General features: G+C 62.2%; 19 protein-coding genes. 11 read left to right on the top strand and 8 right to left on the bottom strand.

Features of this window, described 5'->3' with window-relative positions; translation table 11 throughout:
* Positions 1-60: 60 nt before the first annotated feature.
* Positions 61-1278, bottom strand: coding sequence for a Tm-1-like ATP-binding domain-containing protein (locus AC2CGQ_RS23290; protein WP_033631845.1), 1218 nt, complete (start codon positions 1276-1278; stop codon positions 61-63).
* 249 nt (positions 1279-1527) lie between these two features.
* Here AC2CGQ_RS23290 and AC2CGQ_RS23285 point away from each other — a divergent pair, with 249 nt between their 5' ends.
* From AC2CGQ_RS23285 to AC2CGQ_RS23270, 4 genes are all read left to right on the top strand, one after another.
* Positions 1528-2181 carry a TetR/AcrR family transcriptional regulator gene (locus tag AC2CGQ_RS23285; protein WP_048326479.1) on the top strand — a complete coding sequence of 218 codons (654 nt, stop codon included), beginning with the start codon at positions 1528-1530 and terminating at the stop codon, positions 2179-2181.
* Positions 2182-2659: 478 nt separating this feature from the next.
* Positions 2660-5683, top strand: coding sequence for an autotransporter outer membrane beta-barrel domain-containing protein (locus AC2CGQ_RS23280; RefSeq protein WP_484593913.1), 3024 nt, complete (start codon positions 2660-2662; stop codon positions 5681-5683).
* A gap of 118 nt (positions 5684-5801) precedes the next feature.
* Complete coding sequence (locus tag AC2CGQ_RS23275) at positions 5802-8906, top strand: autotransporter outer membrane beta-barrel domain-containing protein (RefSeq protein WP_484593912.1); 3105 nt, start codon at positions 5802-5804, stop codon at positions 8904-8906.
* A gap of 454 nt (positions 8907-9360) precedes the next feature.
* On the top strand, positions 9361-10212 hold the full coding sequence (locus AC2CGQ_RS23270) for a helix-turn-helix domain-containing protein (RefSeq protein ID WP_021505218.1): 852 nt from the start codon (positions 9361-9363) through the stop codon (positions 10210-10212).
* Here the strand turns inward: AC2CGQ_RS23270 and AC2CGQ_RS23265 are convergent.
* The 3 genes from AC2CGQ_RS23265 to AC2CGQ_RS23255 all read right to left on the bottom strand — a co-directional run bounded on the left by AC2CGQ_RS23265 (position 10202) and on the right by AC2CGQ_RS23255 (position 13989).
* Positions 10202-11986: an ATP-binding response regulator gene (locus tag AC2CGQ_RS23265; RefSeq protein WP_044030072.1), complete on the bottom strand. Its 1785-nt coding sequence runs from the start codon at positions 11984-11986 to the stop codon at positions 10202-10204. The two genes, AC2CGQ_RS23270 and AC2CGQ_RS23265, sit on opposite strands and share 11 nt — an antisense overlap.
* Positions 11983-12477: a putative pterin-binding protein gene (locus AC2CGQ_RS23260; RefSeq protein WP_004931017.1), complete on the bottom strand. Its 495-nt coding sequence runs from the start codon at positions 12475-12477 to the stop codon at positions 11983-11985. The genes AC2CGQ_RS23265 and AC2CGQ_RS23260 overlap by 4 nt, the downstream gene beginning before the upstream one ends.
* Before the next feature lie 162 nt (positions 12478-12639).
* Entirely contained in the window at positions 12640-13989 is a 1350-nt protein-coding gene (locus tag AC2CGQ_RS23255) for an aminotransferase-like domain-containing protein (protein WP_160125934.1), read from the bottom strand.
* A 139-nt stretch (positions 13990-14128) separates the two neighbouring features.
* Here AC2CGQ_RS23255 and AC2CGQ_RS23250 point away from each other — a divergent pair, with 139 nt between their 5' ends.
* From AC2CGQ_RS23250 to AC2CGQ_RS23240, 3 genes are all read left to right on the top strand, one after another.
* Positions 14129-14758, top strand: coding sequence for a LysE family translocator (locus AC2CGQ_RS23250; protein ID WP_044030069.1), 630 nt, complete (start codon positions 14129-14131; stop codon positions 14756-14758).
* Positions 14759-14791: 33 nt separating this feature from the next.
* Positions 14792-15643, top strand: coding sequence for a PhzF family phenazine biosynthesis protein (locus AC2CGQ_RS23245; protein ID WP_088382003.1), 852 nt, complete (start codon positions 14792-14794; stop codon positions 15641-15643).
* A 67-nt stretch (positions 15644-15710) separates the two neighbouring features.
* Positions 15711-16229, top strand: coding sequence for a DinB family protein (locus AC2CGQ_RS23240; RefSeq protein WP_048326438.1), 519 nt, complete (start codon positions 15711-15713; stop codon positions 16227-16229).
* A gap of 77 nt (positions 16230-16306) precedes the next feature.
* Here AC2CGQ_RS23240 and gorA read toward each other — a convergent pair whose 3' ends face one another.
* Complete coding sequence (gorA, locus tag AC2CGQ_RS23235; protein WP_021505213.1) at positions 16307-17659, bottom strand: glutathione-disulfide reductase; 1353 nt, start codon at positions 17657-17659, stop codon at positions 16307-16309.
* A gap of 130 nt (positions 17660-17789) precedes the next feature.
* Entirely contained in the window at positions 17790-18632 is an 843-nt protein-coding gene (locus AC2CGQ_RS23230; RefSeq protein WP_004931012.1) for a 23S rRNA (adenine(2030)-N(6))-methyltransferase RlmJ, read from the bottom strand.
* A 135-nt stretch (positions 18633-18767) separates the two neighbouring features.
* Between AC2CGQ_RS23230 and AC2CGQ_RS23225 the strand changes: the two genes are divergently transcribed.
* The 4 genes from AC2CGQ_RS23225 to rsmJ all read left to right on the top strand — a co-directional run bounded on the left by AC2CGQ_RS23225 (position 18768) and on the right by rsmJ (position 22565).
* Positions 18768-19172 (top strand): ASCH domain-containing protein, encoded by a 405-nt coding sequence (locus AC2CGQ_RS23225; RefSeq protein ID WP_004931010.1) that lies wholly within the window; start codon positions 18768-18770, stop codon positions 19170-19172.
* Positions 19173-19188: 16 nt separating this feature from the next.
* Positions 19189-19650: an HIT family protein gene (locus tag AC2CGQ_RS23220; protein ID WP_015379372.1), complete on the top strand. Its 462-nt coding sequence runs from the start codon at positions 19189-19191 to the stop codon at positions 19648-19650.
* Positions 19651-19767: 117 nt separating this feature from the next.
* Positions 19768-21810 (top strand): oligopeptidase A, encoded by a 2043-nt coding sequence (gene prlC / locus AC2CGQ_RS23215; protein WP_484593911.1) that lies wholly within the window; start codon positions 19768-19770, stop codon positions 21808-21810.
* An 8-nt stretch (positions 21811-21818) separates the two neighbouring features.
* Complete coding sequence (gene rsmJ, locus AC2CGQ_RS23210) at positions 21819-22565, top strand: 16S rRNA (guanine(1516)-N(2))-methyltransferase RsmJ (protein ID WP_484593910.1); 747 nt, start codon at positions 21819-21821, stop codon at positions 22563-22565.
* A 28-nt stretch (positions 22566-22593) separates the two neighbouring features.
* Here rsmJ and AC2CGQ_RS23205 read toward each other — a convergent pair whose 3' ends face one another.
* Both AC2CGQ_RS23205 and AC2CGQ_RS23200 read right to left on the bottom strand, forming a co-directional pair.
* Entirely contained in the window at positions 22594-23193 is a 600-nt protein-coding gene (locus AC2CGQ_RS23205; RefSeq protein WP_484593909.1) for an SIS domain-containing protein, read from the bottom strand.
* Entirely contained in the window at positions 23193-24830 is a 1638-nt protein-coding gene (locus AC2CGQ_RS23200) for an FGGY-family carbohydrate kinase (RefSeq protein ID WP_380692270.1), read from the bottom strand. The genes AC2CGQ_RS23205 and AC2CGQ_RS23200 overlap by 1 nt, the downstream gene beginning before the upstream one ends.
* Between the last annotated feature and the right edge of the window lie 6 nt (positions 24831-24836).

Below are 24836 nucleotides of genomic sequence, written 5' to 3'. Positions count from 1 at the left end.
CTATTTGTCTGGCTCTTTTTATTTGGCGTTATCACCGGCAGGTTCTGCAGTGAGTGATAATCATTCCCCGCCGACAATGCGCCGGAACTGTTCGGCAACGGCCTGTGCAAAGCGCGGGTCGTTAATATGATAAGGCGTTTTTATCAGCCGGCGTTTGTCGGTGGCGTATACCGTTTCTTCCAGCGCTTGCGTAAAGGCGGCCAGCGCCGCCGGATCCCAGAACGGTTGGCCGGGCGCATCCAAAGCCGATACGCCGCCCGCCGGGATAACGAAACGCACTTCGCCCGCGCAGGCGTTGATCTTTTCGCCCATCCAGCGCCCCATTAACGCATTCTCCCGAGCGCTGGTGCGCACCAGCGTCACTTGCGGGTTGTGATGGTGACGCAGACGGTTGGCATAGCGAGCCGGCACCGTATTCGGCGCGCCGAAGTTGATCATGTCTATCGCGCCGCAGGAGAGCACGCACGGGATGCCGGTACGCGCGATGGCACCGAAACGATCCGTATTGCAGGGCAGCACACCGCCAAACAGGTAATCGGCCACTTCGGTAGTGGTTAAATCGATGGCGCCGTGCAGTTGGCGGTTATCGATCAGTTTTTCCAACGATCTGCCGCCGCTGCCGGTCGCATGAAACGTCAGACAATCCCATTGTGTTCCCAGTTCGGCAATCAACGCCTGAACGCAGGGCGTGGTGACGCCAAACGTCGTCAGGCCGATCGCGGGTTTGTTGTCGTGATAGTCGACGGCGGCGAAGTGCACTGCGCCGGCTATCTGGCGCGCTGCGTTGCTCAGCACCCGTCGCGAGATGCGGTTCAGGCCGGCGAGATCGGTGACCGAATACAGCATGTTGATATCGCTGGCGCCAACATAGGCGGAAACGTCTCCCGCCGCCATGCTCGAGACCATCACTTTCGGCAGGCCGATCGGCAGCTGCTGCATGGCCGGCGTGATGATGGCGGTGCCGCCGGAGCCGCCCAGGCCAAGCAAGGCGGCGATATCGCGGCGCGTCAGGATAAAACGTTCGAAAGCGGTCGCCATGGCGGCGATCGCCTGGCCGCGACTGGCGCAGAAGACCGCGTCGGCGCCCGCCGGATGGTGGCGTGCGACGTCCTCTGGACCGATATCGGCCGGGGAGTCAAACGGCAAGCGACGAGTGGAAAGATCGACGGTTCGCGTGGGTAAATTCAGGGCAGCGATCAGCCGCCGTACATACTCCAGCTCTTGTCCTTTCGTATCTGCTGTGGTAGCAATATAGACAAAATTTGAAGTGTCTTTCATGTATCTTCCTGGGGTTTTTCTAATTTTTATTTATAAATCATTTTGTTATATTTTTTAGGGTGCCCTGGTGTTGGCGTTTAAATTAAATTGATTAATGTATTTATATAATGAGACGGCAGTATCATTTTTGCAAGGGCAGCTCAGTGCAAAATGGGACTCCTGTCTCATTTTTGAGCTTTTCAACGTGGCCGGCGTTTTGCCGGCAGCCAGTCGACAGAGGCGCATCCTCTGTTGCGCAAGCGTGTGCAGATGCATGAGGTTTATGTGCCGATAGATGCCTTTCCCACCCCGTTTGATCCTTCACTGACTTCCACCCGGGCAAAAACCTACCGTTTGTTGCTGGCCAGCGCGATGACGCTGTATGACGAAGGGGCGTTTCCTTCGATCACCGAACTGGCGGCGCATGCGCAGGTATCGCGTGCGACGGCCTACCGCTATTTCCCGACACAGAGTGCGCTGATTAGCGCCGTGGTGGCGGAAAGCCTGGGGCCTATTCTGGAATGGCGCCCGCAAGACGATGACGCCCTGAAACGCATCCAGCAGTTGCTGACTTTCGCCTATCCTCAGATGGAGCGGCACGAGGGAGCATTGCGCGCGGCGCTGCAACTCTCTTTGCAACAGTGGGCGCACGCGACGCCGGGCGAGAAATTCGTGCGCGGCAACCGCAAGCGTCTGTTGGCGCTGGCGGTGGAACCGCTGCAGGGCAAACTGCCGCCGGACTCTCTGCAGAGAGTGATTCATGCTTTCTCGCTGATTTACGGCTCGGAGGTGTTCCTGGTGCTGAAAGATATCTGGGGGCTGGAGCTTGAGAGCATTCAGGACGTCACGCAATGGATGGCCAAAGCCATTCTGCGTCAGGCGGAAGAGGACGCGACGAACTGCAAAAAAACATCAGCAGGATAATCCAATTTTTGCCGATGACCGAGTGAAAAACCAGCATAATTCACTGAGTGAATATTGGCAAAATTTATAATTAAAAGTGATAAAAGACGCCTGTTAAGCACTTTTCAGGCGGCCGCATCCTTTATGTCTCCCTAGGTTATATTTTTATTTATCAGCAAATTATAATTTATCCCTTCACGTGTTATCGCCATTTTGATACCGGCAAACGTCATTGTCATTTCTTATCGGCACTGGCCTGATTCACCCCTGAAACATTCTCTCCTCCCGTCGAGCTGCCGGATGACACATTAAGCGCACTTGAGATTGTTGTGCTTTATTTATTTGGTGTTACCAAACTGTTACACAAAAAATCTTATAAGACATTTGCAAACAACAACGGACGGTATCTGGGATGGAGAAGAAACGTAGAGGAATCAAATCCGCTCGGGCGGCCTTCGGCTGGCCTGAAATCGGAGTTCATCGCGCACAATGGAGCGCGATGCTGATCTGCCTGACGGCGATTGGCGGGGCGCAGGCCTCCAGCTATATAGAGAACGGCCAGGCGGGCGATCCGGCCAGCTGGCGCAGCAGTGAGTTCAATGCGGAATGGGGGCTGGGGGCGATCCACGCCGACCAGGCCTACGCCGCCGGTTATACCGGAAAAGGCATCAAACTTGGCATTTTCGATCAGCCGGTTTACGCCAAGCACCCGGAGTTCGCCGGTGAGAATAAGGTGATCAATCTGGTTACCGAAGGCATCCGTGAATACACCGATCCCTATATTCCGGTGAAAAAAGGCGACGCTTTTCGCTATGACGGCACGCCGAGCGTGGATTCCGATGGCACGCTCGGTTCGCACGGCACCCACGTGGGCGGCATCGCCGCCGGCAGCCGAGACGGCGGCGCCATGCACGGCGTGGCGTTCAACGCGCAGATCATCAGCGCGGAGAACGGCGATCCCGGCCCGGAGGACGGCATCATCCTCGGCAACGACGGCGCGGTGTATAAGGCCGGTTGGGATGCGCTGGTGGCCAGCGGCGCGCGCATCATCAACAACAGCTGGGGCATCGGCATTACAGATAAATTCGCCAAGGGCGGTAAGAACCCGGCTTATCCGCATTTCACCGTTGACGATGCGCAAAAGCAGTTCGATCAGATTAAACAGATCCTCGGCACCAACCCCGGGGGCGCCTATCAGGGCGCGATCGACGCGGCCCGCAGCGGCGTGGTCACCATCTTCGCCGCCGGTAACGATTACAACCTGAACAATCCGGACGCCATGGCCGGCCTGGCCTATTTTGTGCCGGAGATTGCGCCGAACTGGCTGTCGGTCGCCAGCTTGCAGGATCCGACCAATACCGGCGATTACAGCATCAGCACCTTCTCTTCTCGCTGCGGTTATACCGCCAGCTTCTGCGTCTCGGCGCCGGGCACCCGGGTATACAGCTCGGTAATCGAAGGCACCAGCCTAGAGAATCTGACAACCGGCTACGCCAAATACAGCGGCACCTCGATGGCGGCGCCGCACGTGGCCGGCAGCGTCGCGGTGCTGATGGAGCGTTTCCCGTATCTGAGTGGCGCGCAGGTGGCGGAAGTGCTGAAAACCACTGCCACCGATATGGGCGCGCCGGGCATCGACGCGCTCTACGGTTGGGGGATGATCAACCTGGGCAAGGCCATCAACGGCCCGGGCATGTTGGTGACTGCCGAAGATATTCCTGCGGAGTTCCGTATTCCGGATCCGACGGGCGTGGCCTACGGCCCGACCCAGTTTGTGGTGGATCTGCCGGGCGTCGGCGCGGTGCTGGACAAGGGTAAACCGACCGAGCGCGTCTGCAGCGATGTGCTGTGCGGCCTGGATTTCTGGAGCAACGACATCTCCGGCCATGGCGGCCTGACCAAACAGGGTATCGGCACGTTGGTACTGACCGGTAACAACACCTATGCCGGCCCGACGCTGGTTAATCAGGGGCGACTGGCGATCAACGGCTCGGTCACCTCGGATGTCAGCGTACAGAACGGCGGCATCGTCGGCGGCAGCGGCACGGTCGGTTCGCTGACTGCCCGTCAGGGCGGCACCGTGGCGCCGGGCAACTCGATCGGCACCCTGAACGTGGCCGGCAACGTCAGTTTCGAGCCGGGTTCGCGCTACGCGGTGGAAGTGGGGCCGAACGGCCAGAGCGATCGGATCCAGAGCAGCGGCTCGGCGACGATCGGCGGCGGCGAGGTGGCGGTCACGCTGGAGAACAGCCCCAATCTGCTGACGGAGAGCGAGGTGCGCAGCCTGCTGGGCCAGCAGTACACCATCCTGAGCGCGCAGCAGGGGGTGAGCGGGCAGTTTGACGCGGTGGCGCCGAACTACCTGTTCCTCGGCACCGGGCTGAGCTACCAGCCGAATGGGGTGACGCTGAGCGTCGGGCGCAACGGCACAAGCTTCGCCAGCGTGGCGCAGACGGCGAACGAGCGGGCGGTAGCGGCGGCGGCGGATGCGCTGGCGGCGGGCAACCCGGTGTACGAGAGCATTCTCAACAGCGGCACGGCGGGCGAGGCGCGGCAGGCGTTCCGTCAGCTGTCGGGGCAAATCCATGCGGACATCGCGTCGGCGCTGGTGAACGACAGCCGCTACCTGCGTGAGGCGCTGAACGGGCGTCTGCGTCAGGCGGAAGGGCTGGCGAGTTCGTCGGCCATCAAGGCGGACGAGGACGGCGCCTGGGCGCAGCTGCTGGGGGCGTGGGACCATGCGTCGGGCGACGCCAACGCCACGGGCTATCAGGCCTCGACCTATGGGGTGCTGGTGGGGCTGGACTCGGCGGCGGCGGCCGACTGGCGGCTGGGGGTGGCGACCGGCTACACCCGCACCTCGCTGCACGGCGGGTACGGGTCGAAGGCGGACAGCGACAACTACCACCTGGCGGCGTACGGCGACAAGCAGTTCGGGGCGCTGGCGCTGCGCGGTGGGGCGGGCTACACCTGGCACCGCATCGACACCAAACGGTCGGTGAACTACGGGATGCAATCGGACCGCGACACGGCGAAGTACAGCGCGCGCACCGAGCAGCTGTTCGCGGAAGCGGGTTACAGCGTGAAGGGTGAGTGGCTGAACCTGGAGCCGTTCGTCAACCTGGCGTACGTGAACTTCGAAAACAACGGCATCGCGGAAAGCGGCGGTGCAGCGGCGCTGCGCGGCGACAAGCAGCACACGGATGCGACGGTGTCGACGCTGGGGCTGCGCGCGGACACCGCGTGGCAGGTGACCCCGGGCACGACGGTGGCGCTGCGCAGCGAGCTGGGGTGGCAACACCAGTACGGCGGGCTGGAGCGTGGCACCGGGCTGCGGTTCAACGGCGGCAACGCGCCGTTCGTGGTGGACAGCGTGCCGGTGTCGCGCGACGGCATGGTGCTGAAGGCGGGGGCGGAAGTGGCGGTGAACGAGAACGCCACGCTGTCGCTGGGCTACGGCGGGCTGCTGTCGCAGAACCATCAGGACAACAGCGTCAACGCCGGTTTCACCTGGCGCTTCTAAGCAACATCGACTTAATCCTTGTACGGGAACCGCCTGCGGGCGGTTCCTTTTTCACATCCTGCTAATGAGAACCCGGCGCACCTGGGGCGTCGGCCAATAACAAGCAAAAGGTAAGGAAATGACAACAACAATGGGTTTTGACAGCAAAGGAAACGCTCGTCGCTCGCCATGGCGGCTGAACGCGCTGGTCTGCTGCATGGCGCTGGCGGGGTATGCGCAGGCGGCGCCGCACGAGGTGAATGGCCAAGCCGGCGATCCGGCCAGCTGGCGCAGCGCCGAATTCAACGCCAACTGGGGGCTGGGGGCGATCCACGCCGATGAGGCCTACGCCGCCGGCTACACCGGCAAAGGGCAAAAGGTGGGCATTTTCGATACCCCGGTCAACCGCCATCCCGAGTTCGCCGGCGACGGCAAACTGATCAACGTCGTTACCGAAGGCTACCGCGCCTATACCGATCCGCACCGGCCGGGGATTAACGCCGGCGATCGCTTTTACTTCGACGGCACCTTCCACTTCTACAGCGGCTCGCAGGGCATGCTGAGCAATCACGGGGTGCACGTCGCGGGCATCAGCGCGGCGAACCGCGACGGCGTCGGCATGCACGGCGTGGCCTTCGATTCGCGGGTGATCAGCGTCGATAACGACAACGACGGCCCGGCGTACGGCGAATTCCTCGGCCTGGACGGCGCCGTCACCAATGCCGGCTGGCAGGCGATGATCAAGAGCGGCGTGCGGGTGATCAACAACAGCTGGGGCGTCAGTATTCCCGATTTCCTGTCCGACGGCGGCCGCGATCCCAACGCGCTGCACTTTGAGCTGAAGGATGCGCAGGAACAGTTCGATCAGGTCAAACCGCTGCTCGGCAGTTTGGCCGGCGCAGGCTATCAGGGCGCCATCGACGCGGCGCGCAAAAATATTCTGGTGCTGTTCGCCGCTGGTAACGACGGCAACTACAACCAGCCGGATGTGATCAGCGGGCTGGCCTATTTCGTGCCGGACATCGCGCCGAACTGGCTGTCGGTCGCCAGCGTGGCGCAGGATGCGACATCGACCAACAGCGTGCCTTACACCATCAGCAGCTTCTCTTCCCGTTGCGGCTATACCGCCAGCTTCTGCGTCTCGTCGCCGGGCAGCAAAATCTACAGCACCGTGGCCAACGGTTCCGATCCAGCCAACCTGGTGTCGGACTACGGCAATAAAAACGGCACCTCGATGGCGACACCGCACGTCACCGGCGCGGTGGCGGTGTTGCTGCAGCGCTTCCCGTACATGAGCTCGGCGCAGATTGCCGACGTGCTGAAAACCACCGCCACCGATATGGGCGCGCCGGGCATCGACGCGCTCTACGGCTGGGGGATGATCAACCTGGGCAAGGCCATCAACGGCCCGGGCATGTTCTATACCGTCGAAGATATTCCTGCGGAGTTCCGTATTCCGGATCCGACGGGCGTGGCCTACGGCCCGACCCAGTTTGTCGCCAATATTCCGGGTCTGGGCGCCGAGGTGGATGCCGGCACGCTGCACGCCAGAAAGTGTGACGACATCAGTTGCGAGCTGGAAGTCTACTCCAACAACATCTCCGGCCATGGCGGCCTGACCAAAGAAGGGATGGGCACGCTGGTCATGACCGGCGCCAACACCTATGCCGGCCCGACGCTGGTTAATCAGGGGCGGCTGGCGATCAACGGCTCGGTCACCTCGGCCGTCAGCGTGCAGAACGGCGGCATCGTCGGCGGCAGCGGCACGGTCGGTTCGCTGACCGCCCGCCGTGGCGGCACCGTGGCACCGGGCAACTCGATCGGTACCCTGAACGTGGCCGGCAACGTCAGCTTCGAGCCGGGTTCGCGCTATGCGGTGGAAGTGGGGCCGAACGGCCAGAGCGATCGGATCCAGAGCAGCGGAGCGGCGACGATCGGCGGCGGTGAGGTGGCGGTCACGCTGGAGAACAGCAGCAACCTGCTGACGCAAAGCGAGGTGCGCAGCCTGCTGGGCCAGCAGTACACCATCCTGAGCGCGCAGCAGGGGGTGAGCGGGCAGTTTGACGCGGTGGCGCCGAACTACCTGTTCCTCGGCACCGGGCTGAGCTACCAGCCGAATGGGGTGACGCTGAGCGTCGGGCGCAACGGCACAAGCTTCGCCAGCGTGGCGCAGACGGCGAACGAGCGGGCGGTGGCGGCGGCGGCGGATGCGCTGGCGGCGGGCAACCCGGTGTACGAGAGCCTGCTCAGCAGCGGCTCGGCGGGCGAGGCGCGGCAGGCGTTCCGCCAGCTGTCGGGGCAAATCCATGCGGACATCGCGTCGGCGCTGGTGAACGACAGCCGCTACCTGCGTGAGGCGCTGAACGGGCGTCTGCGTCAGGCGGAAGGGCTGGCGAGCTCGTCGGCCATCAAGGCGGACGAGGACGGCGCCTGGGCGCAACTGCTGGGGGCGTGGGACCATGCATCGGGCGACGCCAACGCCACCGGCTATCAGGCCTCGACCTACGGGGTGCTGGTGGGGCTGGACTCGGCGGCGGCGGCCGACTGGCGGCTGGGGGTGGCGACCGGCTACACCCGCACCTCGCTGCACGGCGGGTACGGGTCGAAGGCGGACAGCGACAACTACCACCTGGCGGCGTACGGCGACAAGCAGTTTGGCGCGCTGGCGCTGCGCGGTGGGGCGGGCTACACCTGGCACCGCATCGACACCAAACGGTCGGTGAACTACGGGATGCAATCGGACCGCGACACGGCGAAGTACAGCGCGCGCACCGAGCAGCTGTTCGCGGAAGCGGGTTACAGCGTGAAGGGTGAGTGGCTGAACCTGGAGCCGTTCGTCAACCTGGCGTACGTGAACTTCGAAAACAACGGCATCGCGGAAAGCGGCGGCGCAGCGGCGCTGCGCGGCGACAAGCAGCATACCGACGCGACGGTGTCGACGCTGGGGCTGCGCGCGGACACCGCGTGGCAGGTGAGCCCGGGCACGACGGTGGCGCTGCGCAGCGAGCTGGGGTGGCAACACCAGTACGGCGGGCTGGAGCGTGGCACCGGGCTGCGGTTCAACGGCGGCAACGCGCCGTTCGTGGTGGACAGCGTGCCGGTGTCGCGCGACGGCATGGTGCTGAAGGTGGGGGCGGAAGTGGCGGTGAACGAGAACGCCTCGCTGTCGCTGGGCTACGGCGGGCTGCTGTCGCAGAACCACCAAGACAACAGCGTCAACGCCGGTTTCACCTGGCGCTTCTAAGCCAAGCGGTCATTACAAGGGTCAACGGAGCCGGCATGCCGGCTCCGTTTTTATTTGCGGCTGTGGGGTGAGAACGTATGATGGCCGGCTCCAGGGCAATAAAAAACCGGGACCCTGACGGATCCCGGCTTAAAAGTGGGTAAAACAGATTAGCGCTAAAGGCTCAAGCCCCGTTTTGCTTATGCAGTCCAAGCGATGTGAGCATCGTCTCAGTAGCGGCAACGGAACAAATTTTCCCTGGTGTTACTATGGTTATTATTAAAAATCGTGCTGGTGTTATTTTTTATAGTGTATTGCTGTATGTCTCTTTTGATACCATGTTTGACGATACAACATGGTATGTCAAGCAACGTTTTTAACGCATAATTGCATGGGATGCTAGTTTTAGGTGTGGCTTTTTCAGCAGAAATAATCAAAACGACTGATAAATCAGTAAAAAAAATCGAAGGAACAAATGGATAACAATCATCAAAAATTCGATTCACAGTCGATTGCCAATCGGGTCAGGGAGCTGTTTTTACATTACGGGATTGGAAAACGTCAGCATGCCCGCGAACTCAGCCGCATCTTGGATCTGAGTTTTTCACATGCGCACCGCAAATTGAAAGGGCAAAGCCCCTGGACGCTGGAACAGATCAACAGCGTCGCGGCCGCGTTGGGAGAAACGCCGGCGGCGATCGCCGATTTGAGTGCCGAACACGAGACGACCGAGCCAAACATGGCGCGTGATGCCATCTTTTTCGTGGCGGGGGTGGCGATGCCTTGCGTCGGGCACATTGGCGATGAACTTTCTGCCGGGCGGCCGGCGGAGTTTGTGGCGCTGCGTGTGGAGGGGCAATGGCATATCTATCGCGCCGAAGAGGCGCCGGCAGGTCTGCGTTACGGCGTCGAACTGATAGAAATCCGGCCCGGCTACGGCGATGACGAGCGGTTGAGCATCGCGGTATTGGACGATTCGCATCAGGCGGCCGATGAGCTGGCCAAGTACCTCGGCGGCTGCGGTTTCAACGCAGTGGCGTTTTACGATGTCGACAGCTTCTGCCAGGCGTTGCAGCAAAGCCTGTTCGACGGTTACGTGGTGGACTGGCTGATCGGTGAGGAAACGGCGGATCGCTGTATCGCCACCATCCGCGCCTCCGACAACCCGGACGCGCCGGTACTGGTGCTGACCGGCGAACTGGGCACCGACCGACGCGAGTCGGAGATCGCTCAGGCGATGCGCGAGTACGATGTGCTCGGTCCTTATGAAAAACCGGTGCGGCTCCATGTGATCGAAGCCGCACTGCAACGCTGTTTTAATCTTTAGCGGGGAACACCTCGGCCAGTGCGCTCGACAGCGCATCCAGCCGAACCGGTTTCATCAGGTAGTTATCGAATAGGGCGCGCTGATCCGCCGTCAGCTGCTCCGGCGTATAGGCGCTGATGCCGATGATTGGCACATGGCGGTTGGGGCCGCGACGATTGCGCAGCTGCCTGGCCAGGGCGGCGCCGTCGATGCCCGGCATCTGCAGATCCAGCAACAGCGCGTCGTAAGGGCGTCTGAGCAGCTTCTGCAACGCGCGCTCCGGCGAGTCGCACAGTTCGTGCTGGTAACCCAGCTTATCCAGCAACGCCGCAAAGGCGTCACCCACCGACTTGTTGTCATCCACCACCAGCACCTGCTGCGGTTTCTGCTGCAGAGAGGTATTGGCGGTGGCGGGCTCGTCGGCGCGCTCTTCTTCACTGATCTGCACCGGAATGCTGACGATAAAGGTGCTGCCCTTCTTGATTTCGCTGTACACCGTGATGGTGCCGTCGAGCAGCGTCACCAGGCCGTGTACGATCGCCAACCCCATCCCCACGCCGGCATATTGCTTGGTATGCGACTGATCCAACTGGGTAAAGGGTTTGAAGATCTGATCGAGCTGGTCTTTTTCGATACCGATGCCGGTGTCGGTCACTTCGATAATCAGCGAACTGCCGCCGGGTTGACGGCGCAGGCAGCTGTGCAGCGTAATGCTGCCGCTTTCGGTGTATTTGTAGGCGTTGGTCAGCAGGTTAACGATAATCTGCCGGATGCGCAGCGGATCGGAGTGCACCAACAGGTGGCTGCACTCCACCTCGCAGCTCAGCTTGACCTGCTCTTTGCGGGTCAAAGTAGCGATTTCGTTGGCGGTCTCCGCGATCAGCTTCTGCGCGTCGAACGGCACGATGCGCAATTCCATCATGCCGCTGTCGAGGTGCGCGTAGTCGGTCAGATCCTTCATCTGGCTTTCGATTTGCTGCGCGGCGGTCTCCAGCCGCTGGAAAGTGTCCGCATGCTCCGCCGACACCCGGGTGTTCACCAGCACGTCGATGGCCGACATCACGCTCTGCAATGAGGTGCGCAGCTCGTGGCCGATGGCGCCGAGGAAGGCGTTTTTGGTGCGTGTCGCTTTCTCCGCCTCAATGGCCTTGGCCTGCTGGCGAATGGTCAGCCGCTGCTGGCGGAACACGATCAGGGTGATGGCGATCAGCGCGATCACCGAGAACATGACGATCACCAGCCCATAGAAAATGATGTGCCGTTTCTCGATGTAGTCCTCATAGGCGGCGGTGCGCTGCTTCACCTCGGCGTGGTCGGTCAGGTTGGCCATTTCGATGGCGTAAGGCTTGATGGCCTTCATGGCCGCGAAAACCTGGCTGAAGTCGATTTTCGGGTTATCCAGCAGTTTATCGATGCGATCCATCTGCAGGCGCATCTGCTTGACCACTTCCGGGTAGCCCGGCTCGGCGTACAGCGGTTGCGTGGATTCGGAGACGGTTTCCAGCACGTAAAAGCGCGAATAGAGGATTTCGAACCGCAGCCGCAGGTTGTCGCTGTCCACCTGCGCGGCATGGCTTTGCTGCTCGACGAACGTGTCGAATTCCGCCAGCTTGATGGAGAACTTGGCGATCGACCAGGAGTAGTTCTCCTGCGTGCCGGCGATGGCATACAGCCCTTTCTTCGACAGGGTGGCGCTGTAGTAATAGAGCGTGACGGTCGAAGCCACTAAAAACAGCGCGGCAAAGATGGCCGGGATCGCCAGCCTGCTGCCGTTCTTAAAGGTCGTCAGCTTCATTTGATCACGATCCTGTCGACTTGCCAGATAAAGCGCGAGTTGTACAACGGCGAGTTCAGTTCAGGCCCGGCGGCGTCGCGCGGGTAAACCAGGAACAGCGGGCCGAAGTTTCTGAGCTTCAGCATTTCCCCGTCCATCCTGTAGGCCAGGATCATGTTGTACTTCTTGACGTCGGACAGCGGCACGTCGATGTAATAATCGTTCAGCGCGTAGAAAGTCAGCGTCTCGCCCTTGGCGCCGACGCGCTCCAGGATATCGGCCACCGAAATCCCTTCAAATTTTCTCTGCGGCGTCCAGGAGGTGGAGGTGGTGATGCTGCGCACCGGCATCGCCAACAGCTGCTTATCGGTGAACAGATAGCTTTTTTTGACCGGGTCGGTCACGTTGTCGATCTTGCCCGCCACTTCCAGGGTAAAGCTGAGCGCGCTGCTCTGGGCGATAATCAGGGCCACGCAGGCCATCGCAAGGGTTTTGCATAGTTTGAACAGCATCGGCGTTCTCCAGAGGCGCGGGGAGGTTTGTATCAGTCCCGCTAATTTATCAGGCAGAATAATGGCAGAAAAAGCAGGCGGGTGCGAAGGGAATAGTAAACCGCACAAAAAGAACAGTCCTGGGCCGGTCGGCCTGTACGCGTAACCTTTCTCTTCCGTTTGTCAGCCGTTTCGATGCGCTTTCAACAGCTGCGCCAGCTGCGTCAGGCCTGCCGTTAGCTCGTTCGGCGAGGGGGAACCCAGGCACAGGCGAATGCCCGTCGCACGTTCGTCGCGGTCTACCATCACGGTGTCCGGCGGCGTCACCTTTACGTTGGCCAATGCGGCGGCGGCGGCCACAGACTCGGCGGTTTCGCGCGGCATCGGCAGCCAGACATGATAAGCGTCGGGATGCGATACGCATTCGTCGGCATCGAATATCGAGGTGGCCAGATGTACTCTTCGCTGAGCCTCATGGCGCAACGCTTGCGGTATCGTCTCGATCGCGCTGCTGGCCAGCCACTCCTCCACCACAGCGCAAGACAGTGGCGAAGGTGCGAAAGGAAGATCTTGCAAGGCTTCTTCCGCCGCAGCTTGCATGCCGGGCGGCAGAGTCAGCATGCCGATCCGCAATCCCGGGCCGAGCGTTTTCGACAGGCCATTGACATGGAACACCCGCTCGGGCGCCAGAGCCGCGAGCGCAGGCGCCGCTGAATGCCCCAGCGCATACACGCCATCCTCGATGATCCAGACATTCGCCCGCCGGCATATCTCGACGATAGCCTGCCTGCGCTCGGCGCTCATGGTGGCGGTTGTCGGATTATGCAGCGTCGGCGTCAGATAGACCGCGGTATGGCCGGAGGAGACTCGCTCGAGCGCGCTCGCCAGCGCCTGCGGCACTATGCCTTGCGCATCGATCTCCACGCCGATCAGGCGATGGCCTTTACGTCGGGCCAGCGCGATCGCGCCGGGGTAGGTGAGTCTCTCGGTCAGTATCGTGCCGCGTGGCCCGCAGGCCAGGTCAAACGCCAGCGAAATCGCCTGACGGGCATTGCTGGTCAGCGCCAGGTGCGACGGATCGATCGTGACGCCGGCGTTTTCCAGCCAGCGGGCCAACAAACGCCGGTGCTCCAGATGCCCGGTCGGAGGGGAATAGAAGTTCAGATGGTCCACATCCATTTTCCGCGCAATGCCGGCCAGCGTGCGCGCCAGCAAACGATCGGTAAGCATCGCCGGCGGCGCATTGGATGAAAGATCGATTTCGCGTTTTTCACGGGCGCGGCGGATCGCCACGAACATCCCGCGGCCTTTCACGCTGCGCACCAACCCACGCCGCTCCAGGATGGCATAGGCTTTGGTCACCGTGCCCAGACCGATCGCCAATTGCCAGGCGAGCGTACGGTGGGCCGGCAAACGATCGCCCCCTTGCAGCTTGCCCTCGATAATGTCGTCAGCCAACGCCAACACCAGCCGTTCGACGGTAGTGGCTTCCACATTGGCCAGGCGGGGCTGCCAGGGGGATTGAAGCCGCATATTCGCTCTCCGGAGAAAGAATATAGTGTCACGTGACACTATTTAAATAGGCGAAAAGTGTAACACATACTATGTTGGTGAGGAGTCCCGGCGTTTTCAACTACGGCTCGGCCGTAAGGCGGGTCAGCGGAGTTTTTCCATGATGGTCAGTCAGCTTGCGTTGGTTTACGGCGCCTATCTCCTCGCAACTGCCAGCCCCGGCCCCAGCAACATGGCGATCATGGGCGTGGCGATGCGTGACGGCCGCAGGCCCGCGTTGGTGCTGGCCGCTGGGGTGGTGACCGGATCGCTGTGCTGGGCGATGTTGGCCGCGACTGGCCTTTCCGCCGTGTTGGCCACGTATGCGCAGGCGCTGTGGACCATCAAGATCGTTGGCGGCGTGTATATGCTGTATCTGGCGCTGCGCGCCGGCCGATCCGCATTACGGGCGTCTCCCGTTACGACAGGCATAGCGGCAGGGGATAGCGCGCGATCTTATCAGAGGTTGTATCGGCAGGGCGTGCTGATGCATCTCGGCAATCCCAAGGCCATCATGTCCTGGATGGCGATCATGTCGCTGGGATTGCGGCAAGGCGCGCCTGAGCAGGTTTTACCGGCAATTATTGGCGGTTGCGCGCTGCTCGGCGTGACGATTTTCGGGGGGTATGCCCTGCTGTTCTCAACGTCGCCGATGATCGCGTTTTACACCCGGGTGAGGCGCTGGATTGAAGGAACGCTTGCGCTGCTGTTCGCTTTGGCGGGCCTGGAGCTGTTGATATCGCGGGGGTAATGAACGCCCGGCGTTAACCTGAGGAGAGAAGCGATGGTTTTTGGCATGCAGATGGTGGATGTCTTTGGCGCCGGGCCACTCGCCGGCAATCCGTTGGCGGTGATTACGGGCGCCGGAGCGTTGTCTACGGAGGACATGCAGCGCTTGACGCGTTGGTTCAACCTGTCGGAAACGGCCTTTTTACTGCCGCCTATGCACTCACAGGCGGATTACCGGGTGCGAATATTCACGCTGGATCGTGAAATGCCGTTTGCCGGGCACCCGACGCTCGGCAGTTGCCATGCCTGGCTCACTGCGGGCGGTACGCCGCGTAATGACGCGGAGATCATCCAGGAGTGCGGGGCGGGCTTGGTGAGCATTCGCCGCGAGGGCGGACGGCTGTGTTTTGCCGCGCCGCCGTTGATTCGCTCCGGGGCGCCGTCAGAAGCGGCGTTGGCCGACGCGCTGCGGTTTTTGGGGATCGCGCCTGAGGAGGCGCTCGATGCCGCCTGGATCGATAACGGTCCGGGGTGGCTGGGGATCCGGCTGGCCAGCGCCGAGCGGGTGCTTTCCCTGACGCCGGCGAGAAGCTGGCCGCGCAGAGTGGACATTGGCGTCGTCGGCCCACATGCCGATGGTGACGCAGCCTTCGAGGTGCGCGCTTTTTTGAGCGATCACCTTGGCGCTATCGTCGAAGATCCGGTCACCGGCAGCCTCAATGCCTCGCTGGCTCAGTGGCTGTTTGCAAGCGGCGTGGTCAGCGGCGGCTATATCGCCGCTCAGGGCCGCTGCCGTGGGCGCAACGGGCGCGTGCATGTCACCCGCGACGAGAGCGGCCGGATTTGGGTGGGCGGCAACACGCGCACTCAGGTTGAAGGTCGGCTGCATGGGATTGGCACGGCGTAGCACGCGCCGCCGCACCCGCGTGCGGCTGAACGGAATATCGATTTTCATCCGATAAGGAGTGAACAGTATGTCTGCAACGGCCATCGATACCTTGAAAATGCTGGTGCGTTACAAAGCGTGGGCGAACGCCTTGACCTTTGACTGCGTGGCGGCCTTGCCGGAGGGCGAAGCGCTGCGGCCGCGCCCGACCCGTTTCGGCAATATGGTGCATACCTTGAATCACGTGTACGTGGTGGACGATATCTTCAGGCACCATCTGCAAGGCCGCAAGCATGGTTACCTCGCGCGTAACACCGAGCAAACGCCCGCGCTTGACTCTCTGCGGTGTGCGGTGGAGGAAATGGACCGCTGGTATATCGAACAGGTGGACAGCTGGTCGCCCGAGGCGCTGGCGCAGGTGGTGCATTTCGAGTTCGTCGGCGGGGGGGAAGGCCGCATGACGCGCCAGGAAATCGTGCTGCATGTCGTCAACCACGCTACCTATCATCGCGGTTTTGTCGGCGATATGCTCTATCAGGTGCCCTTTGCTGCACCGGCGAACGATTTGCCGGTGTTTCTGCGCGATCATTACCGCCGGGCGCCGTGAGGCGAGCGAGATAAATAAAAAAGCCAGACGCTTTCGCGCCTGGCCTGTTACGCGCCGGAATCCGGCGAGGTTGCGCCTCAGCGCATGGTGACGAACTCTTCCGCCGCGGTCGGGTGGATCGCCACGGTGTTGTCGAAGTCCTTCTTGGTGGCGCCCATCTTCACCGCCACCGCGAAGCCCTGCAGGATTTCATCCATGCCGAAGCCGATGCCGTGCAGGCCGACGATTTTCTCTTCTTTACCCGCGCATACCAGCTTCATGCGGCACGGCTGGCGGTGCTGCGTCACGGCGCTGTACATGGCGGTGAAGGAGGACTTGTACACTTTCACGTTGTCCGCGCCGAACTTCTCGATGGCTTCCGGCTCGGTCAGGCCGACGGTGCCGATCGGCGGGTGGCTGAACACCACGGTGGCGATGTTGCTGTAGTCCAGATGCTCGTCCGGCTTGTTGTTGAACAGGCGCTCGGACAGACGGCGGCCGGCGGCCACGGCGACCGGGGTCAGCTCTACCGCGCCGGTGTTGTCACCCACCGCGTAGATGCCTTTGACGTTGGTGTTCTGGAACTTATCGACGTCGATGTAGCCTTTCTCATTGGTTTTCACCCCGGTCACGCCGAGGTTCAGGTTGTCGGTCGCCGGTTCGCGGCCGATGGCCCAGATCAGGCAGTCGACGGTGAATGCTTTGCCGTTTTCCAGCTGCAGCGTCAGGCTGCCGTCGGCGTTCTTGACGATCGCTTTCGGCACCGATTCGGTGTGCAGGCTCGGCCCTTCGGTGTTCATCACTTCCACCAGGGTTTCGACGATCATCGGATCGAAGCTGCGCAGCGGCGCGTGCTTGCGCACGAACAGGTGCGTTTCCGCGCCCAGCGCGTTCAGCACGCCGGCGATTTCCACGGCGATATAGCCGGCGCCCACCACGGCGACGCGTTTCGGCATGGCGTCCAGCTCAAAGAAGCCGTCGGAGTCGATGCCGTATTCGGCGCCCGGAATAGCCGGATGGCTCGGGCGGCCGCCGGTGGCGATCAGGATGTGATCGGCGGTGATGGTCTCGCCGTTCACTTCCACGGTGTGCGCATCCACGAAGCGCGCGAAGCCTTTGATCACGTCGACCTTGTTCTTGCCCAGCACGTTATCGTAGGAGTTGTGGATGCGATCGATATAGGCGGTGCGGTTGGCGACCAGCTTTTTCCAGTCGAAGGCGTTGACGGTAGTGTCGAAGCCGTAGTCCGGGCCGTACTGATGGATGGCCTCGGCGATCTGCGCCGCGTGCCACATGACTTTTTTCGGTACACAACCCACGTTTACACAGGTGCCGCCCAGCTCTTTGGCTTCAATCAGCGCACACTTTTGGCCGTACATGGCTGCCCGGTTGATCGATGCGATACCGCCGCTGCCGCCGCCAATTGCTAGATAATCGTAATGTTTCGTCATCTGGGATTTCCATGAGTTGTGAATTTGAAGAGGGTAAGAGTTTAACGCCTGACCGGGGTTTGTCGCAAAGATTGCGTCGATGGCTGCGATAGGTGGACGCAGGGCGCGGCAAACCGCGCCCTGATGGGGTTTATTCCGGTACCACCCAGTTCACCAGATGGTGACCGATGCCCGACGGCACCAGCACCTTGTGCAGCCACGGCAGCACGTTCTTCATCTGCTGTTCCAGCTTCCACGGCGGGTTGATGACGATCATGCCGGAGGCGGTCATGCCGCGCTGATCGCTGTCGGGTTTCACCGCCAGCTCGATCTGCAGGATGCGGCGAATGCCGGTGGCTTCCAGATCGCGCAGCATGCGTTTGATCTGCTGGCGCATGACCACCGGGTACCACAGCGCGTATGTGCCGGTGGCGAAACGCTTGTAGCCTTCCTGAATGCCTTTGACCACGTCCTGGTAATCGGTCTTCATTTCATACGGCGGATCCATCAGGATCAGGCCGCGGCGCGACAGGGGCGGCAGCTGGGATTTCAGCTGCTGATAGCCGTCGGCGCGCTGCACTTTGGCGCGCTCGTCTTTCTGGAATTCGCTGCGCAGCAGCGGGTAGTCGCTCGGGTGCAGCTCGGTCAGGTGGATTTTGTCCTGCGGGCGCAGCAGCTGGCGGGCGATCAGCGGCGAGCCGGGATAATAGCGCAGCGTGCCGGAACGGTTGAAGTTGTGCACCACGCTCATGTAGGCCGCCAGCTCTTCCGGCAGATCGTCGCGTTGCCACAGCAAACCGATGCCTTCCAGGTATTCGCCGGTGCGCTCGGCGTGTTCGCCGCTGAGCTGATAACGGCCCGCGCCCGAGTGGGTATCCAGATACAGGAACGGCTTCTCTTTTTCCTTCAGCGACTCGATGATCAGGCTCTGAACGGTGTGCTTGAGCACGTCGGCGTGGTTGCCGGCGTGGAAACTGTGGCGATAACTTAACATGACGGGTGGCGGTTCCTTGTGCTCCGCAGGCGGAGCATTCAATGCAATAAGGCTTATAATCTGCACAGTATAAACTGTCTGGCCGGGAAAAACCGGACTCCGTTGCCGCAGACGTTAACAGAAAGGGACAGGACGATGAGCAAACAGGCGATTTTGGCGAATTACCCCGACGCGGCGCGCTGGGCATTCGGCGACGGCCCCGCGTTAGCCGACGAACTGCTGGGATTGGTGCTGAGCGGGGATAAAACCGCCACCTGCAGTTCCTATGCGAGCTATCGTCGGGAACAAACCCCGCGGATCGGCGATTACAGCATCGTTCTCGATGGCCGCGGTGAACCGGCCTGCGTGATCAGAACCCTGGCGCTGCGCCTGGTGCGCTACGACCAGGTGACCGCCGAGATGGCGGCCAAAGAGGGCGAAGGCGACAAAAGCCTGGCGTTTTGGCGCCAGGGGCATCAAGAGTTCTTTACCCGCGAGGGCACTTTTGCGCCGGACATGTGGCTGGTGTTCGAAGAGTTCGAATGGGTTGAAACGCTGTGAATCACAAGGAGAAAGGATGAGCTGCATTTTTTGCGACATCGTGGCGGGCAAGGCGCCGTGCCATAAAATCTGGGAAGACGACGACCATCTGGCGTTCCTGTCCATCTTTCCCAACACTGACGGTTTCAGCGTGGTGATCCCCAAGGCGCACCACCCGAGCTACGCGTTTGATCTGCCGGACGAGGTGCTGAGCGCGTTGATGCTGGCGACCAAGCGGGTGGCGAAGCAGCTGGATCGCGCGTTCGACGACGTCGGCCGCTGCGGCATGGTGTTCGAGGGCTACGGCGTCGACCACGTGCACGCCAAACTGATCCCGCTGCACGGCACCGCATCGCTGGAACAGTGGCGGCCGATCGAATCGACCTCGCCGAAGTTTTTCGAACGTTATGAGGGCTATATCTCCTCCCACGACGCCGCGCGCGCCGACGACGAACAGCTGGCGGCGCTGGCCGCCCGCATCCGCCAAAGCGCCGTTTAAGGCACGAACGATCAACGCCGGGCATTGATTTTCCTGTTGTCTGGCTCCATGTTAGAGATTCATACGCATTTTAAGGCTCGCCCGTGCGGCGGGCCCAACGCTAATCAGGACTGCCCTATGACAAATCCGTTGCTGACCCCGTTTTCCCTGCCGCCTTTCTCGGCGATCCGCCCTGAAGATATCGTGCCAGCGGTGCAATCCGCGCTGGCGGACTGCCGCGCTGCGGTAGAGCGCGTGGTCGCGCAGCCGGGCCCGTTCACCTGGGACAATCTGTGTCAGCCGTTGGCGGAGTCGGACGATCGCCTGTCGCGCATCTGGTCGCCGATCGGGCACCTGAACTCGGTGAAAAACAGCCCGGAGCTGCGCGCCGCCTATGAGCAGGCGTTGCCGCTGCTGTCCGAGTACGGCACCTGGGTCGGCCAGCACGAAGGGCTGTACCAGGCTTACCGCAGCCTGAAAGAGGGCGCGGCGTTCGAGGCGCTGAGCGTGCCGCAGCGCAAGGCGGTGGATAACGCGCTGCGCGATTTCGAACTGTCGGGCATCGGCCTGTCGGTGGACAAACAGCAGCGCTACGGCGAGATCGTCGCGCGCCTGTCCGAACTGGGTTCCACCTACAGCAATAACGTGCTCGACGCCACCATGGGCTGGAGCAAACTGATTACCGACGAAGCCGAGCTGAGCGGCCTGCCGGAAAGCGCTCTGGCGCAGGCGCAGGCGATGGCGCAGGCCAAAGAGCAAGACGGCTGGTTGCTGACGCTGGACATGCCGAGCTACCTGCCGGTGCTGACCTACGCCGACAACCGCGCGCTGCGCGAAGAGATGTACCGCGCCTTCGCCACTCGCGCCTCCGATCAGGGGCCGAACGCCGGCAAATGGGACAACAGCGAAGTGATGGCGGAAACGCTGGCGCTGCGCCACGAGCTGGCTCAGCTGCTGGGCTTCGATACCTACGCCGACAAGTCGCTGGCGACCAAAATGGCGGAGAGCCCGGAGCAGGTGATCGGCTTCCTGAGCGATCTGGCCAAGCGCGCCCGCCCGCAGGCCGAGCAAGAGCTGGCGCAGCTGCGCGCCTTCGCCAAACAGCACTATGGCGTGGACGAGCTCGAAGCCTGGGACATCACCTATTACGGCGAAAAACAGAAACAGCACCTGTTCTCCATCAGCGACGAGCAGCTGCGCCCGTACTTCCCGGAGCAGCGGGTGGTGGAAGGGCTGTTCGAAGTGGTGAAACGCATCTACGGCATCACCGCCAAAGAACGTAAAGACGTGGAAACCTGGCATCCGGACGTGCGCTTCTTCGATCTGTTCGCCGCCGACGGCGAGCTGCGCGGCAGTTTCTACCTCGATCTGTACGCCCGCGAAAACAAACGCGGCGGCGCCTGGATGGACGACTGTGTCGGCAGCCTGCGCAAGGCCGACGGCACGTTGCAAAAACCGGTCGCTTACCTGACCTGCAACTTCAACCGCCCGTTGGGCGACCAGCCGGCGCTGTTCACCCATAACGAAGTGACCACGCTGTTCCACGAATTCGGCCACGGTCTGCATCACATGCTGACGCAGATCGATACCGCCGGCGTCTCCGGCATCAACGGGGTGCCGTGGGATGCGGTCGAGCTGCCGAGCCAGTTTATGGAAAACTGGTGCTGGGAGCCGGAAGCGCTGGCGTTTATCTCCGGCCACTACCAGAGCGGCGAGCCGCTGCCGAAGGAAATGCTCGACAAGCTGCTGGCGGCCAAGAATTACCAGGCGGCGCTGTTTATCCTGCGCCAGCTGGAGTTCGGCCTGTTCGATTTCCGCATGCACTTCGAATACAGCCCGGAAAAAGGGGCGCAGATCCTGCCGACGCTGGCGGAAGTGAAGAAAATGGTGGCGGTGGTGCCTTCGCCGAGCTGGGGCCGCTTCCCGCACGCCTTCAGCCACATCTTCGCCGGCGGCTACGCGGCAGGTTACTACAGCTACCTGTGGGCGGAAGTGCTGTCGGCCGACGCTTACTCGCGCTTCGAAGAAGAGGGGATTTTCAACGCCGAGACCGGCAAATCCTTCCTCGAAAACATCCTGTCGCGCGGCGGTTCGGAAGAGCCGATGGCGCTGTTCAAACGCTTCCGTGGCCGCGAGCCGCAGCTGGATGCTATGCTGCGCCATTACGGCATTAAAGGATAACCCGACACGTGAGCGTGTGTTTATTGTGTGAAGCAGGCGCCGATCCCGGCGCCTTGTCTGTTTTGGCGCAGCGCTGGCAGCTGACGTCCGACGATGACGCGCCGATGGCGCTGGTACTGACCCCAGAACGGCTGGAGCTGCGCAAGCGCGACGAGCCGAAGCTCGGTGGGATCTACGTCGATTTCGTCTCCGGCGCCATGGCGCACCGGCGCCGCTTCGGCGGCGGCCGCGGCGAGGCGGTGGCCAAGGCGGTCGGCATCAAGGGCAGCTACCTGCCGGGCGTGGTGGACGCCACCGCCGGGCTGGGGCGCGACGCCTTCGTGCTGGCGGCGTTGGGCTGCCGGGTGCGGATGCTGGAACGCAATCCGGTGGTGGCGGCATTGCTGGATGATGGCCTGCAGCGCGGCTATCAGGATGCGGAAATCGGCCCGTGGCTGCGCGAGCGCCTGACGCTGCTGCACGCCTCCAGCCTGACGGCGCTGGCGGATCTCAGCCCGCGCCCGGAGGTGGTGTATCTCGATCCGATGTTCCCGCACAAGCAGAAAAGCGCGCTGGTGAAGAAAGAGATGCGGGTGTTTCAATCGCTGGTGGGCAGTGACGATGACGCCGACGGCCTGCTGGAACCGGCGCGCCGTTTGGCCACCAAGCGCGTGGTGGTGAAACGCCCGGACTACGCGCCGCCGCTGGCCGACGTGCCGGCGCACGCCGCCACGCTGACCAAAAGCCACCGCTTCGATATCTACATGCCGCTGTAATGTCTGCCGGGCCCGCCGTGTCGGGCCCTCAGTTTTCCTCTCGCAAACTTTTCCCCACGCCGCCGCCCGGATGCACCGCCAGCAAGGCGCTCTTGTCGTAACCGCTGCGCGCCATCAGGCAGGCGCAGGCGGCGTCGAAGATCGCCAACACCAGCACAATTGAGGTGGTGGCCAGCATGTTCAGCGGATCTATCTCCTTCTGCACCCCGGTAGCGATCGTCAGCTGCGCCGCCTGCGCGATGGCGGAATGCGGGTTTTCCGTCACCGCGATCAGCGTCACCCCCTTGGCCTGCAGCGTCGGCAGCAGGCGGGTCAGCTCGTCGGAATTGCCGCCGCGCGAGATCAGGATCAGCAGATCGTCTGCGCGCAGGAAGCCCAGATCGCCGTGCGCCGCGCCGGTGGCGTCGAGATAGACCGCCGGCCGCTCCACGCAGGCCAGCATATGGGCTATCTTGCGCGCCGCAATCCCCGAGGTGCCGACGCCGGTGACGGCGATTTTACCGCGGCAGTCGGCCAGCAGCGCCAGCAGCCGCTGCCAGGTGTGCGCGTCGAGGCGTTCGCCCAGCTGCGCCAGATCCTGGCTGTAGGTTTGCCAGCCCTGTACGGCCTGCCGCCACTCCTGCTGCATCACGCCTCCTCCTGCATCAACCGGCGGTATTTCATGTGGTCGTTGTACAGCTCGTGGAACACCCGGTATTTACGGTCGTAATAGCTTTTTATCTGGTTGGTCTGCGGCGTCACCGTCTTGCCGATGCGGCTCATGGCGCTCATCGCCTCCGGCAAGGTGTCGAACACGCCGGCCGCCACGGTGCCCATCATCGCGCCGCCCAGCAGCATCGCTTCGCTCTCCTCCGGCAGCAGCATGGCGCAACCGGTGGCGTTGGCGTGCTCCTGCACGAAGATCGGGTTCTTGGTGCCGCCGCCGCTGGCCATGATGGTGTCGATGCTGTAGCCGCTGTGGTTCATGGTTTCGATGATGTGGCGGGTGCCGAGCGCGATGGCCTGAATGGTGGCCAGGTAGTGCAGCGCCATGTCTTCCGGCGTGCGCGACAGCTTCAGCCCGGTCAGGATGCCGGTCAGCGTCGGGTTGGCGCGCGGCGAGCGGTTGCCGTGGAAGTACGGCAGTATGTGAATGTCCTGCGTCAGGAAGGCGATGTTCTCCGGCTCGCCGGCCATGCGGCGCAGAATGGCGTTCAGCACCTCATAGATGGTCTGCCCCTGGGCTTTCGCCTGCGCCAGCAGCTCCTGATAGCACGGATGCGACTGGATGACGTGGTCGATCAGCGCGCCGGTAGCGGACTGGCCGCCCTCGTTCAGCCAGTATTCCGGCAGGATCGCCGAGTAATACGGCCCCCAGACGCCGCCGATAAAGCGCGCGGTGCGCGACATCGCCATATGGCCGGTGGAGGTGCCGCCGATCAGCGCGACGCGGCGATTGAAGTCGGCCACCTCGCCGGAGACGCCGGTGGCGCCCAGCGTGCCGAGGGTGCCGGCGTGCGCGTCGATGATCGATACGCTCACCGCCGTGCCGGCGATCAGCCCCATCTCGCTGGCGGCACGCTGGGTCAGACCGTGACCCAGCGGCTCACCCATCATTTTAACGTCGCTGCCGATCTTGGCCGCGTCATGTTCCAGCACGTCTTCCAGCCCGATCTGCTGGAAGTAGCTCTTGTCCCAACGCTGCTCGTGGCCGAGATAGGTCCACTTGCACACCGTCGAGCACAGCGAGCGGGTGGCGTCCTGGGTGGCGCGCCAGGTGAGGAAGTCCGGCAGATCGAACAGGTAGCCGGCGTTGGCCCAGGTGGTGGGCATGTGCTGTTTCAGCCACAGCAGTTTCGGCGTCTGCATCTCCGGCGAAATGATGCCGCCGACGAAGTCCAGCACCCGGTGTTTGGTGGCGTTGATGCGCTCGGCCTGGGCGATCGCCCGGTGATCCATCCACACGATGATGTTCTGTTCGGTACGACCGGAGGGGCTGACGGTCAGCGGCTTGCCCTCTTTATCCAGCACCACCAGCGAACAGGTGGCGTCGAAGCCCAACCCCTTGACCTGGATCGGGTTGATGTCGGCCTGGTTGACCGCGTCGCGCACCGCATTGCACACCGCCTGCCAGATGTTATCCGACGACTGCTCGACGAAATCCGCTTTCGGCCGGTACAGATCGATGGCCCGGCTGGCCTGGCCGACCATGCGCCCATTGAGATCGAATACGCCTGCGCGCGCGCTTCCGGTGCCCACATCTACGCCAATAAAATAGCTCGCCATTATCTG

Source organism: Serratia sp. DFXYC6, from assembly GCF_057196085.1.
This window is presented reverse-complemented; position numbering and strand designations above follow the sequence as displayed.

Bases quoted from the DNA above. Each gene is read 5' to 3' on its own strand.
- AC2CGQ_RS23290 (WP_033631845.1), bottom strand. From the start codon at position 1,278: ATGAAAGACACTTCAAATTTTGTCTATATTGCTACCACAGCAGATACG.
- AC2CGQ_RS23285 (WP_048326479.1), top strand. From the start codon at position 1,528: ATGCATGAGGTTTATGTGCCGATAGATGCCTTTCCCACCCCGTTTGAT.
- AC2CGQ_RS23280 (WP_484593913.1), top strand. From the start codon at position 2,660: ATGCTGATCTGCCTGACGGCGATTGGCGGGGCGCAGGCCTCCAGCTAT.
- AC2CGQ_RS23275 (WP_484593912.1), top strand. From the start codon at position 5,802: ATGACAACAACAATGGGTTTTGACAGCAAAGGAAACGCTCGTCGCTCG.
- AC2CGQ_RS23270 (WP_021505218.1), top strand. From the start codon at position 9,361: ATGGATAACAATCATCAAAAATTCGATTCACAGTCGATTGCCAATCGG.
- AC2CGQ_RS23265 (WP_044030072.1), bottom strand. From the start codon at position 11,986: ATGAAGCTGACGACCTTTAAGAACGGCAGCAGGCTGGCGATCCCGGCC.
- AC2CGQ_RS23260 (WP_004931017.1), bottom strand. From the start codon at position 12,477: ATGCTGTTCAAACTATGCAAAACCCTTGCGATGGCCTGCGTGGCCCTG.
- AC2CGQ_RS23255 (WP_160125934.1), bottom strand. From the start codon at position 13,989: ATGCGGCTTCAATCCCCCTGGCAGCCCCGCCTGGCCAATGTGGAAGCC.
- AC2CGQ_RS23250 (WP_044030069.1), top strand. From the start codon at position 14,129: ATGATGGTCAGTCAGCTTGCGTTGGTTTACGGCGCCTATCTCCTCGCA.
- AC2CGQ_RS23245 (WP_088382003.1), top strand. From the start codon at position 14,792: ATGGTTTTTGGCATGCAGATGGTGGATGTCTTTGGCGCCGGGCCACTC.
- AC2CGQ_RS23240 (WP_048326438.1), top strand. From the start codon at position 15,711: ATGTCTGCAACGGCCATCGATACCTTGAAAATGCTGGTGCGTTACAAA.
- gorA (WP_021505213.1), bottom strand. From the start codon at position 17,659: ATGACGAAACATTACGATTATCTAGCAATTGGCGGCGGCAGCGGCGGT.
- AC2CGQ_RS23230 (WP_004931012.1), bottom strand. From the start codon at position 18,632: ATGTTAAGTTATCGCCACAGTTTCCACGCCGGCAACCACGCCGACGTG.
- AC2CGQ_RS23225 (WP_004931010.1), top strand. From the start codon at position 18,768: ATGAGCAAACAGGCGATTTTGGCGAATTACCCCGACGCGGCGCGCTGG.
- AC2CGQ_RS23220 (WP_015379372.1), top strand. From the start codon at position 19,189: ATGAGCTGCATTTTTTGCGACATCGTGGCGGGCAAGGCGCCGTGCCAT.
- prlC (WP_484593911.1), top strand. From the start codon at position 19,768: ATGACAAATCCGTTGCTGACCCCGTTTTCCCTGCCGCCTTTCTCGGCG.
- AC2CGQ_RS23205 (WP_484593909.1), bottom strand. From the start codon at position 23,193: ATGCAGCAGGAGTGGCGGCAGGCCGTACAGGGCTGGCAAACCTACAGC.
- AC2CGQ_RS23200 (WP_380692270.1), bottom strand. From the start codon at position 24,830: ATGGCGAGCTATTTTATTGGCGTAGATGTGGGCACCGGAAGCGCGCGC.